This window comes from Jatrophihabitans cynanchi, from assembly GCF_027247405.1.
Taxonomy (GTDB): domain Bacteria; phylum Actinomycetota; class Actinomycetes; order Mycobacteriales; family Jatrophihabitantaceae; genus Jatrophihabitans_B; species Jatrophihabitans_B cynanchi.
On sequence record NZ_CP097463.1, the window covers coordinates 4,161,549 to 4,178,139 of the forward strand.

At 72.5% G+C, this 16,591-nt stretch carries 18 protein-coding genes; 12 read left to right on the forward strand and 6 right to left on the reverse strand.

Going from position 1 to position 16,591, the window contains the following annotated elements:
• Positions 1-16: 16 nt before the first annotated feature.
• Positions 17-820 (forward strand): indole-3-glycerol phosphate synthase TrpC, encoded by an 804-nt coding sequence (gene trpC, locus M6B22_RS20230; protein WP_407935751.1) that lies wholly within the window; start codon positions 17-19, stop codon positions 818-820.
• A 152-nt stretch (positions 821-972) separates the two neighbouring features.
• On the opposite strand, the gene M6B22_RS20235 is transcribed toward trpC, so the two are convergent.
• A complete protein-coding gene (locus M6B22_RS20235; protein WP_269443377.1) occupies positions 973-1,710 on the reverse strand; it encodes a hypothetical protein in 738 nt (245 codons plus the stop codon).
• A gap of 75 nt (positions 1,711-1,785) precedes the next feature.
• On the opposite strand from M6B22_RS20235, the gene trpB reads away from it, so the two are divergent.
• On the forward strand, positions 1,786-2,991 hold the full coding sequence (gene trpB, locus M6B22_RS20240) for a tryptophan synthase subunit beta (protein WP_269443378.1): 1,206 nt from the start codon (positions 1,786-1,788) through the stop codon (positions 2,989-2,991).
• Positions 2,988-3,782 carry a tryptophan synthase subunit alpha gene (trpA, locus tag M6B22_RS20245; protein WP_269443379.1) on the forward strand — a complete coding sequence of 265 codons (795 nt, stop codon included), beginning with the start codon at positions 2,988-2,990 and terminating at the stop codon, positions 3,780-3,782. Before trpB ends, trpA begins: the two co-directional genes overlap by 4 nt.
• Here trpA and M6B22_RS20250 read toward each other — a convergent pair.
• A complete protein-coding gene (locus M6B22_RS20250) occupies positions 3,779-4,936 on the reverse strand; it encodes a hypothetical protein (protein WP_269443380.1) in 1,158 nt (385 codons plus the stop codon). The genes trpA and M6B22_RS20250 overlap by 4 nt on opposite strands.
• Positions 4,937-4,960: 24 nt before the next feature.
• The gene (locus M6B22_RS20255; protein WP_269443381.1) at positions 4,961-5,950 is read right to left on the reverse strand and encodes a quinone oxidoreductase family protein; all 990 of its coding nucleotides are present in this window, start codon (positions 5,948-5,950) and stop codon (positions 4,961-4,963) included.
• Positions 5,951-6,003: 53 nt separating this feature from the next.
• On the opposite strand from M6B22_RS20255, the gene lgt reads away from it, so the two are divergent.
• From lgt to ffh, 9 genes are all read left to right on the forward strand, one after another.
• Positions 6,004-6,966 carry a prolipoprotein diacylglyceryl transferase gene (lgt, locus tag M6B22_RS20260; protein ID WP_269443382.1) on the forward strand — a complete coding sequence of 321 codons (963 nt, stop codon included), beginning with the start codon at positions 6,004-6,006 and terminating at the stop codon, positions 6,964-6,966.
• On the forward strand, positions 6,959-7,678 hold the full coding sequence (locus tag M6B22_RS20265; protein WP_269443383.1) for a VIT1/CCC1 transporter family protein: 720 nt from the start codon (positions 6,959-6,961) through the stop codon (positions 7,676-7,678). Before lgt ends, M6B22_RS20265 begins: the two co-directional genes overlap by 8 nt.
• A gap of 40 nt (positions 7,679-7,718) precedes the next feature.
• Positions 7,719-8,738: a phosphotransferase family protein gene (locus M6B22_RS20270; protein WP_269443384.1), complete on the forward strand. Its 1,020-nt coding sequence runs from the start codon at positions 7,719-7,721 to the stop codon at positions 8,736-8,738.
• 12 nt (positions 8,739-8,750) lie between these two features.
• A complete protein-coding gene (locus M6B22_RS20275) occupies positions 8,751-10,013 on the forward strand; it encodes an acyl-CoA dehydrogenase family protein (protein ID WP_269443385.1) in 1,263 nt (420 codons plus the stop codon).
• The gene (locus M6B22_RS20280; RefSeq protein WP_269443386.1) at positions 10,010-10,579 is read left to right on the forward strand and encodes a TetR/AcrR family transcriptional regulator; all 570 of its coding nucleotides are present in this window, start codon (positions 10,010-10,012) and stop codon (positions 10,577-10,579) included. The genes M6B22_RS20275 and M6B22_RS20280 overlap by 4 nt, the downstream gene beginning before the upstream one ends.
• Before the next feature lie 15 nt (positions 10,580-10,594).
• Complete coding sequence (locus tag M6B22_RS20285) at positions 10,595-11,557, forward strand: LLM class F420-dependent oxidoreductase (protein ID WP_407935752.1); 963 nt, start codon at positions 10,595-10,597, stop codon at positions 11,555-11,557.
• Positions 11,557-12,378, forward strand: a complete 822-nt coding sequence (locus M6B22_RS20290; protein ID WP_269443388.1) for an SDR family oxidoreductase — start codon at positions 11,557-11,559, stop codon at positions 12,376-12,378. Before M6B22_RS20285 ends, M6B22_RS20290 begins: the two co-directional genes overlap by 1 nt.
• A 32-nt stretch (positions 12,379-12,410) precedes the next feature.
• On the forward strand, positions 12,411-13,175 hold the full coding sequence (locus M6B22_RS20295) for an SDR family oxidoreductase (protein WP_269443389.1): 765 nt from the start codon (positions 12,411-12,413) through the stop codon (positions 13,173-13,175).
• Positions 13,176-13,245: 70 nt separating this feature from the next.
• Positions 13,246-14,799 carry a signal recognition particle protein gene (gene ffh / locus M6B22_RS20300; protein WP_269443390.1) on the forward strand — a complete coding sequence of 518 codons (1,554 nt, stop codon included), beginning with the start codon at positions 13,246-13,248 and terminating at the stop codon, positions 14,797-14,799.
• A gap of 8 nt (positions 14,800-14,807) precedes the next feature.
• Here the strand turns inward: ffh and M6B22_RS20305 are convergent, their stop codons facing one another.
• From M6B22_RS20305 to M6B22_RS20315, 3 genes are read right to left on the reverse strand one after another with little or no spacing between them, the layout of a single operon-like run.
• Complete coding sequence (locus M6B22_RS20305; RefSeq protein ID WP_269443391.1) at positions 14,808-15,386, reverse strand: hypothetical protein; 579 nt, start codon at positions 15,384-15,386, stop codon at positions 14,808-14,810.
• Positions 15,383-16,264, reverse strand: a complete 882-nt coding sequence (locus M6B22_RS20310; RefSeq protein WP_269443392.1) for a WXG100 family type VII secretion target — start codon at positions 16,262-16,264, stop codon at positions 15,383-15,385. Before M6B22_RS20310 ends, M6B22_RS20305 begins: the two co-directional genes overlap by 4 nt.
• Positions 16,261-16,572, reverse strand: coding sequence for a type VII secretion target (locus tag M6B22_RS20315; RefSeq protein ID WP_269443393.1), 312 nt, complete (start codon positions 16,570-16,572; stop codon positions 16,261-16,263). The genes M6B22_RS20310 and M6B22_RS20315 overlap by 4 nt, the downstream gene beginning before the upstream one ends.
• Between the last annotated feature and the right edge of the window lie 19 nt (positions 16,573-16,591).

Consider the following 16,591-nt stretch of genomic DNA (forward strand, 5'->3'; position numbering starts at 1 on the left):
CGGCCCGGTGAGCAATGTGCTCGAGGAGATCGTCGCCGGCGTGCGCGAGGATGCGGCCGCGCGCGAGGCGGTTCGCCCGCTCGCCGAGGTCAAGGCCGCCGCGCTGGCGGCCCGGCCGGCCCTCGATGCGTTCGCGGCGCTGCGCTCGCCCGGGGTCGGTGTGATCGCCGAGGTCAAGCGGCGTAGCCCGTCCCGGGGCGAACTGGCCAGGATCACCGATCCGGCGTGGCTGGCCGCCGAGTACGAGGCCGGCGGCGCGCGGATGATCAGCGTGCTCACCGAGCAGCGCCGCTTCGGCGGGTCGCTGGATGACCTGGATGCGGTGCGAGCCGCGGTGCGGATTCCCGTGCTTCGCAAGGACTTCGTGGTGTGCACCTACCAGGTGCACGAGGCGCGTGCACACGGCGCGGACGCCGTGCTGCTCATCGTCGCTGCGCTCGAGCAGAACACGCTGATCGGGTTGCGCGAGCGGATCGAGTCGCTCGGCATGACGGCGCTGGTCGAGGCGCACACCGAGGACGAGGCATCTCGCGCACTCGACGCGGGCGCCCGGGTGATCGGGATCAACGCGCGGAACCTGCGCACGCTGGACGTGGATCGCTCGACGTTCGAGCGGATCGCGCCCGGCCTGCCGACCCATGTGGTGAAGGTGGCCGAGTCAGGCGTGCGTGGCCCGCTCGACCTGATCGAGTACGCCGCCGCCGGTGCCGACGCGGTGCTGGTGGGGGAAGGGCTCGTCACCAACGCCGACCCGCGCCAGGCGCTCGCCGAACTCGTGACTGCGGGCGCGCACCCGGCCACCCCGCGCGCGTCGCGCTGATTCTGGCGCAGCCGGCCGTAAGCGACGCGGCTGCTCGGGTCGCGACGTACCGCCGCGACCGGCGGCCGAGACTGCCCCTGGGTGGGAAGCGAGGGGACGAGTGGCTTGCTGGCCCGTACCTGCCGTACCGCCAGCCGTGACGCAGCGGCGACTCAGTGCTCGGCGGCCGCGCGGAACTGCACCGCGGTGTCCGCGGCCCGCGCGGTGTCGACCAGCCCGATCTGCAGCACCAGCCCGAGCGTCGATCGATCGGCCCAGACGCACGGGGTGTACGGCTGCCCGTTCTTGCTCGCCTGGGCACACTGCAGGGCACCCCCGAGCGGTCCCGGCCCGGCACGCGCAGCGTCTCGTGCTCCCGCGCCGGACATGATCTGCTCCACCACGCCGTTCGCGTCGGTGGAGCCGAGGAGCGCGTCGATCTGGGTGCTGTCCGTGGCGTTGAAGCCCAGGAACACCACGGTGGTCGGGCCGTCGCTGCCGACCCGGTAGATGCCCACCTGCGCGGTGTCCATCGCATCGTCGATCGGCCCGAGCGAACCCAGCTGTTGCTCCAGCAACGCCCGCACCGTCGACCCGCTCACCGAGCGCACCAGCTGCAGATCGGCGACCGCGCTGGGCAGGCTGATCCGCCGTTGCGCGGTGCCGCGGTTCCCGTCGCTTGCCTGCATGAGGGCCACCAGCCCCCATACCGTCACCGCGGCCACCAGCACCGCAGCCGCCGCGATCAACCGCCAGGGCGTCTGTGGCGCGGCGCCCGTCGGCGCGTCACCGGCCGGCCGGCCCCCCGGCCAGGACGCGGGCGAGACGGACGGGGGCGCGAGCGTCGCGGGATCGACCGGCGCGCTGCGCTGCTCGGGCGCGGCGAACGCCGGCGGCGGCTCGTACTCCACGAACCCACGGTAGGGCAAGCCGGCCCGCCACCGCGGCCAATCCGCTGGCGGGTGCTCGGTATGGTTGGCGGCACAATGACCGTCGTCCCCGACGCCACCGGCCACTTCGGCCAGTACGGTGGCCGCTTCGTCCCCGAGGCCCTCGTCGCCGCGATCGACGAGCTCACCGCCGCGTTCCACGAGTCGGCGGCCGACCCGGCGTTCCAGGCCGAGTTGACCAGGCTGCATCGCGAGTACAGCGGCCGGCCCTCGCCGCTCACCGACGCGCCACGCTTCGGCGAGCACGCCGGCGGCGCGCGCATCCTGCTCAAGCGCGAGGACCTCAACCACACCGGCTCGCACAAGATCAACAACGTGCTGGGGCAGGCGCTGCTCACCAGACGCATCGGCAAGAAGCGGGTGATCGCCGAGACGGGCGCCGGCCAGCACGGCGTAGCGACCGCCACGGCCGCCGCGCTGCTGGGCCTCGACTGCGTCGTCTACATGGGCGAGGAGGACACCCGCCGCCAGTCGCTGAACGTGGCGCGCATGCGGCTGCTCGGCGCAACGGTCGTGCCGGTGACGACCGGATCGCGCACCCTCAAGGACGCGATCAACGAGGCAATGCGCGACTGGGTCACCAACGTCGAGACCACCAACTACGTGTTCGGCACCGTCGCCGGTCCGCATCCGTTCCCGCTGATGGTCCGCGAGTACCAGCGGGTGATCGGCGACGAGGCGCGCGCCCAGGTGCTCGAGCGCACCGGCCGGCTGCCCGACGCCGTCACCGCGTGTGTCGGCGGCGGGTCCAACGCGATCGGCATCTTCACCGCGTTCGTCCCCGACACCGGCGTCCGGTTGGTCGGCTTCGAGGCAGGTGGCGACGGCATCGACACCGGACGGCACGCCGCGACCCTCACCGGCGGCGCGCCCGGCGTGCTGCACGGTGCCCGCTCCTACCTGCTGCAGGACGAGAACGGCCAGACGATCGAGTCGCACTCCATCTCGGCGGGGCTTGACTATCCGGGCGTCGGCCCCGAACACGCCTACCTGCACGACCTCGGCCGCGCCGAGTACCGGCCGATCACCGACGCGCAGGCGATGGCGGCGTTCGAGCTGCTCTCGCGCACCGAGGGGATCATCCCGGCGATCGAGTCCGCCCACGCACTGGCCGGCACGCTCGACCTCGGCCGCGAGCTGGGACCGGACGCGATCATCCTGGTGTCCCTGTCCGGCCGCGGCGACAAGGACGTCGAGACCGCGTCGCGCTACTTCGGCCTCGACACAGGAGCCGATCGGTGACCGCGCTGTCCGACGCGCTCGGCAAGGCGAAGGCCGAGGGCAGGGCGGCGCTGATCGGCTACCTGCCGGTCGGCTACCCGACGGTCGACGGCTCCGTCGACGCGATGCGGGCCATGGTCGACGGCGGCGTGGACGTCGTCGAGGTCGGCGTCCCGTACAGCGACCCGGTGATGGACGGCCCGACGATCCAGGCCGCCGCCGAGCCCGCGGTGCGTGCGGGCGTCGGGATCGGCGATGCGCTGCGCGCGGTGGCCGCGGTGGCCGAGGCCGGCGCCGCGGCCGTGATCATGTCGTACTGGAACCCGATCGAGCACTACGGCGTGGCGCGCTTCGCCGCCGACCTCGCGGCCGCGGGGGGATCGGGGGCGATCACGCCGGACCTGATCCCGGACGAAGCAGGTTCCTGGCTCGCCGCGACCGATGCGCACGGCCTGGACCGGGTGTTCCTGGTCGCGCCGTCCTCGACCGACGCCCGCATCGTCGCCACCGCCGCAGCATCCCGCGGCTTCGTGTACGCGGCCGCGGTGATGGGCGTGACCGGTGCACGCGCGAACGTCGGCGACGCGGCGGCCACCCTGGTCGGCCGGGTGCGTGCGCTCGCGCCCGAGGCCGTCGTGTGCGTCGGGCTCGGCGTGTCGAACGGCGCCCAGGCCGCGGACATCGCCGCCTTCGCCGACGGTGTCATCGTCGGCTCGGCCTTCGTCCGCAGGCTGCTCGACCATCCCGACGCGGCGGGTGTGGCCGCGGTGCGGTCGCTGGCCGCGGAGCTGGCCGCGGGCGTGCGGCGCTAACCGCGGCAGTCCCCGGGCGCGGCCACGCGCACCCCCGAATCGGTCAGTGCGAAGACCCGCCCGCCCGCCGAACTGAGCGGGCCGGCCAGCCCCGTCCAGGACGCCAGCACCGAGCCGTCGCGCCCGTCGACGCACCACCCCTGCGCGGCCGGCGCCGCGCCGCTCGTCACGAACAGGTCGGCGTGGCCGGCGACGACGCGGGTGCCCGGCCCGGTCAGCGCGCTCACCGGGCTCACCTGCACCGGAGTCAGCGCCGCCGGGGCGAGCCGCACCACGACCGAACCGGTGTCGGAGTAGCCGCCGAGCCAGATCGAGCCGGCCACGACCGCGATGCTGGACACTCCGATGGACGGCAGCGTGGCGGCGCCGCGCACGCCCCGGCCCGGCGTCACCGCGAGCACGTGCACCGGTGACGTGGCGTCCAGCGCCAGCAGCCGGTTGCGGGCCGGGTCGGCGGCGATCGCGGTGACCAGGCCGGTGCGTCCCGCGAGTGCGACCGCGTGCTGCGCGCCGGGTACGACGTCCATCACCCCGGCCGACGTCGCCAGGTACAGGTGTCCGGCCAGCACCGCCGTGTCGTAGACCGTCGCCGGCACCGCGACGTCAGGACCGCGAGCCGGACCTGCCGTGGCGACGACGCGGACGGGTGCCGGTTCGGTGCCCTCGCTGACGATCCACAGCCGCGCCCCGGACGGGTCGGCGACCAGGTGCAGGAACGGCAGGGCGTTGAACGGGACGTCGCCGAGGGTCACGCTCCAGTTCGGCTGCCGGGTGCTCAGCAGCAGTGCGCGCACCAGCACCGCGTCGTCGCGGATCGAGTGCAGCAGTAGGTACAGGTGCGCCCCGGACGCGACGGCGTCCAGCACGTCGAGGTCGGTGCCGCCGAGGTCCAGCGCCGCGCCGAGCACCCCGTCGGCGACTGCGGGTGCGGCAGACGGCACGGCGCCGGTCGCCGGGACACCGGTCGCCGCGCCACTCGACGCGGCCGCACGCCGGGACGCTGAGTGGTCACGGTTGACCAGCACGACGGCGACGAGGGCCGCAACCGCCAGGCACAGCAAGGCGATCACGGCACGCCTCGCCGGATGCGCCGCAGGTTGCGGGAGGTCGCGATGGCCGGCCGGCGGCTCGTCGTCGAGGAACTCGACCTGCATGAGCCGAGGGTACGAGCCGGGCCGCTACTCCGGGACGATGAGCAGCTTGCCGGTGCTGCGCCGGCTCTCGAGGTCGCGGTACGCGTCGGCGGCGCGCGCCATCGGGTAGCGCCCGCCGATCGCGACGTGCAGGCTTCCGCCGCCGATGGCGTCGAAGAGTTCGCCGGCCCGCCACAGCAACTCCTGCCGGTCGGCCGTGTAGTGCACGATCGTGGGACGGGTGACGAACAGCGATCCGCCCGCGTTCAGCCGCTGCAGGTCGAACGGAGGCACCTGCCCGCTCGCGCCGCCGAACAGCACGAGCATCCCGCGCGGGCGCAGCGCGGCCAGCGACGCGTCGAAGGTCGCCTTGCCGACACCGTCGTAGGCCACGTGCACGCCCCCGCCGGCTGCCGCGCGCACCGCCGCGGCCAGGTCGTCGATCTCGTCGTAGCGCACCACGGCGTCCGCCCCGAGGTCGTGCGCGATCTGTGCCTTCTCCGCGCTGCCCACGGTGGCGACGACGTGCGCCCCGGCAGACCTGCACAGCTGCACCAGCAGTTGGCCGACCCCGCCGGCGGCCGCGTGCACCAGCGCCCACTGCCCGTCCTGCACCCGGAAGGTCGAGCGGGTCAGGTAGTGCGCGGTCAGGCCCTGCAGCATCGCGGCGGCGGCGACCTCGACCGGTACCGCGTCAGGCACCGGCACCACGCGGCCGGCGTCGACCGCGACCGCCTCGGCGTGACTGCCCGCGCCCGCGTCGGCGGTCGCGACCACGTCCCCGACCGACACGTCCGTCACGTCGGCGCCGACGGCCGACACCCGGCCCGCGCACTCCATGCCGAGGACGAACGGGGTCGGCACCGGATAGACGCCCTGGCGGCGGTACACGTCGATGAAGTTCACACCCGAGGCCGCCACGTCGATGACGACCTGGCCGGGCGCGGGCCGGGGGCGTGGCCGCTGCTGTACCTCGAGCGTCTCCGGCCCCCCGTTGCGCGCCACCACCACCGCGGCGATCTGGTCCGCACTCATGGGTACAACGTAGTCATCCGGCCCGCTCCGCCCGCGCCGACTACGGTGAACGCGTGCAACACCTAGCCGAGCTCCCCAGCCCGTCGCGCAGCGTCTGGCACCTGGGCCCGCTCCCTGTGCGCGCGTACGCGCTGTGCATCATCGCCGGCATCCTGCTCGCCCTGTGGCTGACCACCCGCCGCTGGCGCGAGCGTGGCGGCGGCGACGACGACATCTGGGACATCGCCGGCTGGGCGATCCTGTTCGGGATCATCGGCGGACGGCTCTACCACGTCGTGAGCGACCCCGAGCTGTACTTCGGCGCCGGTAAGCACCCGCTGAACGCCCTGAAGATCTGGGACGGCGGCCTGGGCATCTGGGGCGCGATCGCGCTCGGCACGCTCGGCGCATGGATCGGCTGCCGGCGCAAGGGCGTGTCGCTCATCGTGTTCGCCGACGCCGCCGCGCCGGGGGTGATCTTCGCGCAGGGACTCGGCCGGTGGGGCAACTGGTTCAACAACGAGCTGTACGGCGGGCCGACCAGCCTGCCGTGGAAGCTGCAGATCCACGACATCGACGTGGTCACCGGGCACGCGCAGCCGTGCACGTTCGGGCACCTGGGGCAGCTGGTCTGCGGGTACTACCAGCCGACCTTCCTGTACGAGTCGCTCTGGGATCTGGCCCTCGGGTTCCTGCTGCTGTACCTGGACCGGCGGCTACGGCTCGGGCACGGCAACGTGATGGCGATGTACGTCATGGGCTATACCCTCGGCCGGGTCTGGATCGAGGCGCTGCGCACCGACCACGCGAACCACATCCTCGGCCTGCGGCTGAACGTCTGGACCAGCCTGATCGTGTTCGCGCTCGCGCTCGCCTGGTTCCTGCGGCACGGCGGCCTGCACGCCACCCGGGACGCATCGCCGTACCGGGACCGTCCACCCGGCGACCGGTCGCCCCCGGTCGACGGGTCGCCTCCGGCCGAGGACAGGGACGAGATCACCGAGGGGGTCGAGACCGGTGGCGGACCAGATGACTGACGTCCCGGAGCTGCCCAGCCCGGAGGTGCACCACGACCACCGCGACGTCAGCGGCGGCTGGTTGCGCCCCACCGTCTTCGGGATGATGGACGGGCTGGTCTCGAACTTCGCGCTCATCGCGGGCGTGGCCGGCGCGAGCACGAGTTCGCAGGGTGTGTCCCTGGCCGGGCTGGCCGGGCTCGTCGGCGGCGCGTTCTCGATGGCGACGGGGGAGTACGTCTCGGTGCAGAGCCAGAACGAGGCCGCGTACGCCGAGCTGGAGGTCGAGGCGCACGAACTCAAGCACAATGCGGCGTCCGAGCTGCGCGAGCTGACCGAGATGTACATCGCGCGCGGGGTCGACCCGGCCACCGCCGCGAGCGTGGCAAGCCAGCTGTCCGAGGACCCGGACCAGGCGCTGCTCATCCACGCGCAAGCCGAGCTCGGTGTCGACCCGCACCAGCTGCCGAGCCCGTGGACCGCCGCGCTGTCCTCGATCGGCTCGTTCAGCGTGGGCGCGCTGATCCCGCTGCTGCCCTACCTGTTCGGCGCCAAGCACCTGCTGCTGTCGGCGGTCCTGGCCCTCGCTGCATTGTTCGTGGCCGGGATGGTGACCTCGCGCTTCACCAGCCGGGCCTGGTGGTTCGCCGGGCTGCGTCAGCTCGGGCTCGGCGTGCTCGCCGCGGCGGTGACCTTCGGGGTCGGCGCGCTGTTCCACGTCGCCGTCGGCTGACAGTTGTCAGACCGACCGGTCGGTCTGTAGTCTCGCCGGCATGCCCGAACTGCCCGGCGTCGACCTCACCGCGCTCGCCGGCTGGCTGGACGCCGCGCATCCGGGACTGCGTCGCGGCGAGCTGTCCGGCGAGGTGATCGCGGGCGGCAAGTCCAACCTCACCTACCGCATCGGCGACGGCAGCAGCACCTGGGCGCTGCGCCGCCCGCCGCTGGCACATGTGCTGCCGACCGCGCACGACATGGTCCGCGAGTTCCGGGTCATCAGCGCGCTGGCGGACACGTCGGTGCCGGTCGCTCGGGCAGTCGCGCTGTGCACCGACCCGGCCGTGCTCGGCGCGCCGTTCTACCTGATGGGCTTCGTCGACGGGCTCGTGTTCGACCGCCCCGACGCGCTGGCACGACTGGACCCGCCGGCCGCACGCACCGCCTGCGAGCAACTGGTCGACACCCTCGTCCGGTTGCACGCCGTCGACCCGGCCCGGGTCGGGCTCGCCGACTTCGGCCGTCCGGAGGGCTTCCTCGCCCGGCAGGTGCGGCGCTGGCACCAGCAGTGGCAGGCGTCCGAGACCCGACCGCTGGACGTGCTGCCGGCGGTCGTCGAGCGGCTGACGAGCACCGTGCCCGACCAGTCGGCGCCGGCCATCGTGCACGGCGACTACCGGCTGACCAACGTCATGTTCCGGCCGGACCTCACCGGCATCGCGGCTGTCGTCGACTGGGAGATGGCCACCCTCGGCGACCCGCTCACCGACGTCGGGCTGCTCGTCGTCTACCAGAGCCTCGCGGCCGACGGCGACTTCGTCATGCCGCGGATGAGCCCTGACGACGGCTTCCTCGCCCCGGCCGAGCTGGTGGCCCGCTACGCAGCCGGCTCGCCGCGCGAGCTGGCCGAGCTCGACTGGTACGTCGGCTTCGGCTACTTCAAACTCGCCGTCGTCGCCGAGGGAATCCACCACCGCTTCCTGCAGGGCAAGACGGTGGGCACCGGTTTCGACCACTTCGGTGCGGCCGTCCCGCGGCTGCTCGAGACCGCCTTGCAGACCGTCGCCGCGCGATAGGGGATAGCGACCATGGACTTTCGGCACAGCGAGCGCTCGCAGGCGTTGCAGGAGCAACTGCGTGCCTTTCTCGACGAGCACGTGTTCCCGGCCGAGCACGAGTTCGAGCATCAGGTGGCGGCGAACCGCGCCGCCGGCAACCCGTTCCGGACGCCCGAGGTGCTGCAGGGCCTGAAGCGGACGGCGCGCGAGCAGGGCCTGTGGAACCTGTTCCTGCCCGCCGGGAGTGAGCAGGCCGGGCACGGGCCGGGCGAACAGTTCGGCGCCGGCCTGTCCGTGCTCGACTACGCGCCGCTCGCCGAGCTGTCCGGGCGCTCGGTGGCCATCGCGCCCGAGGCGATGAACTGCAGCGCCCCGGACACCGGAAACATGGAGCTGCTCGCCATGTTCGGGACCGAGGCGCAGGTCGACGCCTGGCTGCGGCCGCTTCTCGCCGGCGAGATCCGGTCCTGCTTCTCCATGACCGAGCCGGCGGTGGCATCCTCGGACGCGACGAACATCGCGCTGACGATCACCCGCGACGGCGACGCGTACGTCGTCGACGGCCGCAAGTGGTGGTCGACCGGCGCGATGCGCCCGGAGTGCAAGGTCGCGATCGTGATGGGCGTGAGCGATCCGGGCGCCGACCGGCACGCCCGGCACTCGATGATCCTCGTCCCGCTGGACGCGCCGGGTGTCGTCATCGAGCGCTCCACGTCGGTGTTCGGCTACGATGACGGCCCGCACGGCGGCCACGGCGTGATCCACTACGACCACGTGCGCGTGCCCGTCGAGAACCTGCTCGGCCCGCAGGGCGGCGGCTTCATGATGGCCCAGGCCCGCCTCGGGCCGGGCCGGATCCACCACTGCATGCGTAGCCTCGGCATGGCCGAGCGCGCGCTGGAACTGATGTGCACGCGGGCCGCGTCGCGGGACGTGTTCGGCGGCCCGCTCGCCCGCCAGGGCGTGGTTCAGGAGTGGATCGCCGAATCGCGCCTGGCGATCGAGCAGGCCCGGCTGCTGGTGCTCAAGACGGCCTGGCTGATCGACAACGTCGGCGCGAAGGGCGCGCGCACCGAGATCGCCGCGATCAAGGTGGCCGCCCCGCGGGCCGCGTCCTACGTCGTCGACCGGGCCATCCAGGTGCACGGCGGCGCGGGTGTCTCCGGCGACACCCCGCTGGCCGAATCGTGGGCGCAGCTGCGCACCCTGCACCTGGCCGACGGGCCGGACGAGGTGCACCTGCGCTCGCTGGGCCGCGACGAGCTGCGCAAGCACGCCGCCACCACTCGATGAGCGACGTCAAGGACCGGGTGCTGGACGCCGCGGTCGACCTGTTCGCGCGGCAGGGGTACGACGCCACCAGCGTGGCGCAGGTGATCAGCCGGGCGGGCGTCACCAAGGGCGGCTTCTATCACCACTACGCGAGCAAGGAGGCCCTGCTCTACGAGGTGTACGGCGATCTGATCGCGCGCCAGCTCACCGCGCTGGAGCAGATCCTGGCGCGGCGGCTGCGCCCCGCGGACACCCTGCGCGCGGTCATCGGCGACCTGGTCGGGTCGACCGCGGCGAGCGCGCAGCGGGCGCTGGTGTTCTGGCGTGAGCTGCACCGGCTCGGACACGAGCGCACCGAGGAGTACCGCCGCTCGCGCCGCCGCTACCACGACGCGGTGCAGCAGTTGATCGCCGACGGCCAGGCCACGGGCGAGTTCACCGCGGTCGCCTCGCCCGAGGTCGTCACCTTCACCATCTTCGGGGTGATCAACGAACTGCCGCTGTGGTACCGGCCGGACGGGCGCAAGCAGCCGGCCGAGCTGGCCACCGAACTCGCCGACCTCGTGCTCGCCGCGCTGGAGGGCTGAACCATGGGCTGGGGACTGACGATCCCGCTGACCGGCGTCGCGCTGCCGGCGCACGCCGACCTCGTCCGCGCGTTAGCGGCCTTCGGCTACACGGACCTCTGGTCGGCCGAGACGAACGGCGCCGACGCGTTCACCCCGCTCGCGCTGGCCTCGGCCTGGGAACCGACGCTGCGGCTGGGCACCGCGATCGTCCCGGTGTTCACCCGCGGGCCGGCGCTGATCGCGATGTCCGCCGCCGCCCTCGCGGCTGCGGCTCCGGGACGGTTCGTGCTCGGGCTGGGCGCGTCCAGCCCGGTGATCGTCGGCAACTGGAACGGCATCGCGTACGAGCAGCCGTACCGGCGCACGCGCGACGTGCTGCGGGCGGTGCGTGCTGCCCTGGCCGGCGAGCGGGTCGACGGCACCTTCGACACGTTCACGATCAAGCGGTTCAAGCTCGAGCAGGCGCCGGCGAGCCCGCCGCCGATCCTGCTGGCGGCGCTGCGCCCGCAGATGCTGCGGCTGGCCGGCCGCGAGGCCGACGGCGCGATCCTGAACTGGCTGTCCGCGGGTGATGTCCGGCAGTGCCTGGACGCGGTGGCCAACCCGGACGCCGACGTGGTGGCCCGGGTGTTCGTCTGCCCCACGGCCGACGCCGATCATGCCCGCAGGCTCGGCAAGCTGCTGATCTCGACCTACCTGACCGTACCGGCGTATGCGGCTTTCCAGGACTGGCTCGGCCGCGGTGCGGCGCTGGCTGCGATGCACGAGCGATGGGCAGCGGGGGATCGGGCCGGGGCAGCCGCGGCCGTGCCGGACGAGGTCGTGGACGATCTCGTCGTACACGGCACGCCGGAGCAGTGCCGCGACCAGGTGCAGGCGTACCTGGACGCCGGCGTGCGCACGCCCACGATCGCGCTGCTTCCCACGCCCGAGGCGAGCGACCCGGCGGCCGTGCTCGAGCTCGTGCGCCGCCTCGGCCCGGCAGGAGCCGGCTGATGCAGGTCGCCGGCAAGGTCGTCGTCGTCACCGGCGCGGGCAGCGGCATCGGCGCCGCGATGGCCCGCCGCTTCGCCGCCGAGGGCGCCGAGGTGGTCGTGGTCGCGGACCTGCACGCCGACGCGGCGGCCGCCGTGGCCGCAGAGGTCGCCGGGGTTGCAGAGGTCGGCGGGGTTGCCGAGGTCGGCGGGGTTGCCGAGGCGCTGGACGTCTGCGACGCCGATGCCGTCGCCTCGCTCGTGCACCGCACGATCGAGCGGTTCGGCCGCATCGACCTGTTCTGCTCCAATGCCGGCATCGCCACCGGCGTCCAGCTCGATGATCCCGGCGACGCCTGGCACAAGGCGTTCGACGTGCATGTCATGTCGCACGTGTACGCCGCACGCGCCCTCGTGCCGCACCTGCTGGAACGCGGCACCGGGTACCTGCTCAACACCGCGTCGGCGGCCGGCCTGCTGACCGCGCCGGGCGATGCCCCGTACACGGTGAGCAAGCACGGCGCCGTCGCGTTCGCCGAGTGGCTGGCGGTGACCTACGGCGGCCGCGGGATCGGCGTCAGCGTGCTGTGCCCGCTCGGCGTCGCGACCCCGCTGCTGATGGAGCCGCTGGCCGCGGGCAACGCCGGCGCGCGTGCCGTCGCGGCGTCCGGCGAGATCGTCACCGCCGAGCAGGTGGCCGACGCTGTGGTGACCGGGCTCGCAGCCGAGCGGTTCCTGATCCTGCCGCACCCGCAGGTCGGTACGTTCTGGGCACAGAAGGCAGCAGACCCGGATCGCTGGCTCGCCGGCGTGCGGCGACTGGTCTCCCGAGAAGACGCATAGTTTCCCCGCAAACATGAAGAGAGGCAGAACCGATGGCAGGAGTGCAGGACCGGGTGGCACTGGTGACGGGCGGCGCGCAGGGCATCGGCGCCGCGGTGGCGCGGCGGCTGGCTGCTGACGGGGCGAAGGTCGGCGTGCTCGACCTGAACCAGGACGCCGCGCGCGCCGTGGCCGAACAGATCACCGCCGCCGGCGGCCAGGCGATCGGCCTGGGCGCCGACGTGTGCAAGCGCGATCAGGTGCAGGCCGCGGTCGACAACCTCGTCGAGACCTTCGGCGGCCTGCACGTGCTGGTCAACAACGCCGGGGTGCTGCGCGACAACCTGCTGTTCAAGATGACCGACGACGACTGGACGCTGGTCATGGAGGTGCACCTGCGCGGGGCGTTCCTGTGCAGCCAGATCGCGCAGAAGCACATGGTCGCGGCCAAGTACGGCCGGATCGTCTCGATGTCCTCGACCTCGGCGCTGGGCAATCGCGGCCAGGCCAACTACTCGACCGCGAAGGCCGGCCTGCAGGGCCTGACCAAGACGCTCGCGATCGAGCTCGGCCCGTTCGGGGTCACCGCCAACGCGATCGCGCCCGGCTTCATCGAGACCGCGATGACCAAGGCCACCGCCGAGCGGATCGGTACCACCATCGAGGCGATGCGCGAGGCGACCGCGTCCGCCGTGCCGGTGCGCCGCGGCGGCGTGCCCGAGGACATCGCGAACACCGTCGCGTTCTTCGCCGGCGAGGAGTCCGGCTACGTCACCGGCCAGGTGATCTACGTCGACGGCGGACGCGGACTGATCTGAGGCGACGGCACGTACCCTGGACACGACCACCGTCCAGGGTGCGACCACCGTCCAGGGTGAAAGGCAGCCCGTGTTCGACACGCTCTCCGACCGGCTCTCGTCGGTCTTCACCAACCTGCGCGGCAAGGGACGTCTGTCCGACGCGGACATCGACGCGACGGCCCGCGAGATCCGTATCGCCCTGCTGGAAGCCGATGTCGCGCTGCCCGTGGTGCGCCAGTTCACCACGGCGATCAAGGAACGCGCGCGGGGCGAGGAGGTCTCCAAGGCGCTGAACCCCGCCCAGCAGGTGATCAAGATCGTCAACGACGAGCTGGTCGAGATCCTGGGCGGCCAGACGCGGCGGCTGCAGTTCGCCAAGACGCCGCCGACGGTGATCATGCTCGCCGGCCTGCAGGGCGCCGGCAAGACCACGCTCGCGGGCAAGCTGGCCCGCTGGCTGCGCGAGCAGGGGCACACCCCGGTGCTGGTCGCCTGCGACCTGCAGCGGCCGAATGCGGTCACCCAGCTGCAGGTGGTCGGCGAGCGTGCCGGGGTCGCCGTCTACGCGCCCGAGCCGGGCAACACCGATGGCGGCCAAACCTCCAGCGGGCCGGGTGGCGACCCGGTCAAGGTGGCGCGCGACTCGATCGAGTTCGCCCGCCGCGCCCAGCACGACATGGTGATCGTGGACACCGCGGGCCGGCTGGGCATCGACGCCGACATGATGCAGCAGGCGGCCGACATCCGCGACGCCGTGCAGCCGGACGAGGTGCTGTTCGTCGTCGACGCGATGGTCGGCCAGGACGCGGTGAACACCGCGGAGGCGTTCGGTGACGGAGTCGGCTTCAGCGGCGTCGTGCTGACCAAGCTCGACGGCGACGCGCGCGGCGGCGCCGCGCTGTCGGTCCGCTACGTCACCGGCCAGCCGATCATGTTCGCCTCCAACGGCGAGAAGCTGGAGGACTTCGACGTCTTCCACCCCGACCGGATGGCCTCGCGCATCCTCGGCATGGGCGACATGCTCACCCTGATCGAGCAGGCGCAGCAGCACTTCGACGAGGCCGAGGCCGAGAAGATGGCCGCCAAGCTGTCCGGCGGCATGCAGAACTTCACCCTGGAGGACTTCCTCGACCAGCTGATGGCGATCCGCCGGATGGGCCCGATCGGCAACCTGCTCGGCATGCTTCCCGGCATGGGGCAGATGAAGGACGCGATCAGCCAGGTCGACGACAAGGACCTGGACCGCACCGCCGCGATCATCCGCTCGATGACCCCGGCGGAACGGGAGAACCCGAAGATGATCAACGGGTCCCGCCGGCTGCGGATCGCGAACGGCTCGGGCGTTCGGGTCAACGACGTGAACCAGCTGGTGGACCGCTTCTTCGAGGCGCGCAAGATGATGGGCCAGCTCGGCGGCATGGGCCTGCCCGGCATGCGCCGCGCGAGCAAGAAGGGAAAGGGCAAGAAGGGGAGGAAGGGCAAGTCGGGGCGTGGTCCGACGCAGCCGAGGATGCCGGCCGGGTTCAACCCCGCCGCGTTCAACCCCGCCGGCCTGAACCCCGGGGGATTCGGTGGGACGGATCAGCTGCCGCCCGGCATGCAGCTGCCGGACCTGTCCAAGCTCAACCTGCCGAAGAAGTAGCGCGCGGCTCAGCCGAGCCGGACGTCCTCGACGTTCGCGTCCTCGCGGCCCCAGCCGAGGGTGAGCACGCGGACCCGCACGCCGTGTGACCGGGCCAGGGCCGCCACGCCCTCGCCGAACGGCACCCGGCGGCCGTTGTACGCCCCGCGCACCGGGGTGACCTCGTGCGGCACGCCGCCGCTGACCACGGTGATCACGAAGTCGTCGCCCGTTCGGACCGTGCCGGTGTTCATGCCCATCGCCGCGATGAGCCTGCCGCCCGGCTGGTTCATGCCGAGTTCGACCCGTTCGATGCTCGCCCACGCGAAGAACTCGCGATGATCGGTACTCCACCCGATGCCGCTGTCGTCGGCGTAGGCGGCGACCGGCGCACCCGGCCGGGAGGTGCGGACCGCGCGGGCGAGCGCCGCGACCACGGCGGTCGCCAGCACCGCGAGGAGCGCGGCGGCGAGGTACCGGCCGAACAGCAGCACCGCGACGGCGGGCACGTACGCCAGCACCAGCAGCCCGCTCAACCGGCGCTGCCACCAACTCCCGCCGGACAGCCCGCCCCAGCGCCCCAGCCGCAGCTCGACCGGCCCGCTCACTTCTCCAACTCCTTGACGGTGCCGTCGAGTTGCTTGACGGTCTCGGTCACCGCCTTGGCACCGTCCTTGTCCAGGAACTTCATCACGTCGCCCAGGTGCGAGCCCTCCATCCGCTGATGCCAGCGTTCGAGGGCGGTGATGATCGGTTGGATCTTCTGCGCGATCTCGCCGAGCTTGCCGGTGTAGACGGTGATCTCCGTCTCGACGCGGGTCGTCGTGGTCTCGATCGACACGGCCTGCAGTTCGCCGTCGAACGTGATCACCTCGACGGCCGCCTCGAGCGAGATACCGAAGGTGAACGACGAGCTGGCCAGCGCCGCCAGGATGTACAGCACGACCCGTTCGACGAACTCGCTGACCACGCGGAACACCTCGTCACGCGTCATCGCGACGAGCACGCCGGCTGCGGTCGTCAGGCCGGACACGGCCGCTGCAGCAGCAGCCGCGGAGCCGTCCAGCCCGGTGTACACCGCTCCGGCGCGGCGGTAGTGGTCGGCAGCCTCGCCCTGCCACGAATGGATCGAGGAGAACTCGCCGCCTAGGTCGCCGGCCGTCCTGGCGAGCAGTTCGCTGATGTTCGCCCAGGTGCCGGCGACCGCCGCGATCTCCTCCGGGTCGCCGAGCATCGCGTCCACCGGCTCCTTCAAGAACCCGATGTGGCTCACCAGCCAACCGATGCCGGCCGAGAACAGCCCGCCCATCGGGTCGAGCACCAGCCCGAGGATGTCCAGGGTTTCCATCACCGAGTCGACTGTGATGTCGACGGCGCTGGTCGAGGACGAGGTCAGGTCGTCGATCAGCGTCTTGCCGTCGCCGAGGAAGCCGACGCCGGACGTCCAGTCGGTCCCCTCGGGCGCGACGATCAGGTCGTTGCTCATTGAATGATCTTCTTCAGGCCGCGGGAGGTCTGTTCCTCGGCCAGTTCGTAGACGTCGACGTTCTTGGCCAGCGACTGCTGCATCGCGCGGCCGAGCGCCCCGGTGCCCGTGATCATGGCCTTGGCCGCCGCGGCGACGGTGCCGAGCACGGGAACCACGAGCGGCGAGAACAGCAGGCCGTACGGGTGCACGCCGCCGATGCCCTCCTGCTTCGCGGCGTCCGCCGCGTGCTCGATCGTCCCGGCGAGCTGACCGAGGCGCGCCGCGTGGCTGCGCAGCTCGGCCGGATCCACCTGGTAGCCGCTCATTCGGGGGCGCTCACTCGGG

Excerpts from the sequence above, each read along its gene's own strand:
- trpB (WP_269443378.1), top strand. The coding sequence starts at position 1,786 with ATGACCGTCGTCCCCGACGCCACCGGCCACTTCGGCCAGTACGGTGGC.
- M6B22_RS20310 (WP_269443392.1), bottom strand. The coding sequence starts at position 16,264 with ATGAGCAACGACCTGATCGTCGCGCCCGAGGGGACCGACTGGACGTCC.
- M6B22_RS20290 (WP_269443388.1), top strand. The coding sequence starts at position 11,557 with ATGCAGGTCGCCGGCAAGGTCGTCGTCGTCACCGGCGCGGGCAGCGGC.
- M6B22_RS20295 (WP_269443389.1), top strand. The coding sequence starts at position 12,411 with ATGGCAGGAGTGCAGGACCGGGTGGCACTGGTGACGGGCGGCGCGCAG.
- M6B22_RS20280 (WP_269443386.1), top strand. The coding sequence starts at position 10,010 with ATGAGCGACGTCAAGGACCGGGTGCTGGACGCCGCGGTCGACCTGTTC.
- M6B22_RS20250 (WP_269443380.1), bottom strand. The coding sequence starts at position 4,936 with ATGCAGGTCGAGTTCCTCGACGACGAGCCGCCGGCCGGCCATCGCGAC.
- M6B22_RS20275 (WP_269443385.1), top strand. The coding sequence starts at position 8,751 with ATGGACTTTCGGCACAGCGAGCGCTCGCAGGCGTTGCAGGAGCAACTG.
- M6B22_RS20255 (WP_269443381.1), bottom strand. The coding sequence starts at position 5,950 with ATGAGTGCGGACCAGATCGCCGCGGTGGTGGTGGCGCGCAACGGGGGG.
- M6B22_RS20265 (WP_269443383.1), top strand. The coding sequence starts at position 6,959 with ATGACTGACGTCCCGGAGCTGCCCAGCCCGGAGGTGCACCACGACCAC.
- M6B22_RS20270 (WP_269443384.1), top strand. The coding sequence starts at position 7,719 with ATGCCCGAACTGCCCGGCGTCGACCTCACCGCGCTCGCCGGCTGGCTG.
- M6B22_RS20315 (WP_269443393.1), bottom strand. The coding sequence starts at position 16,572 with ATGAGCGGCTACCAGGTGGATCCGGCCGAGCTGCGCAGCCACGCGGCG.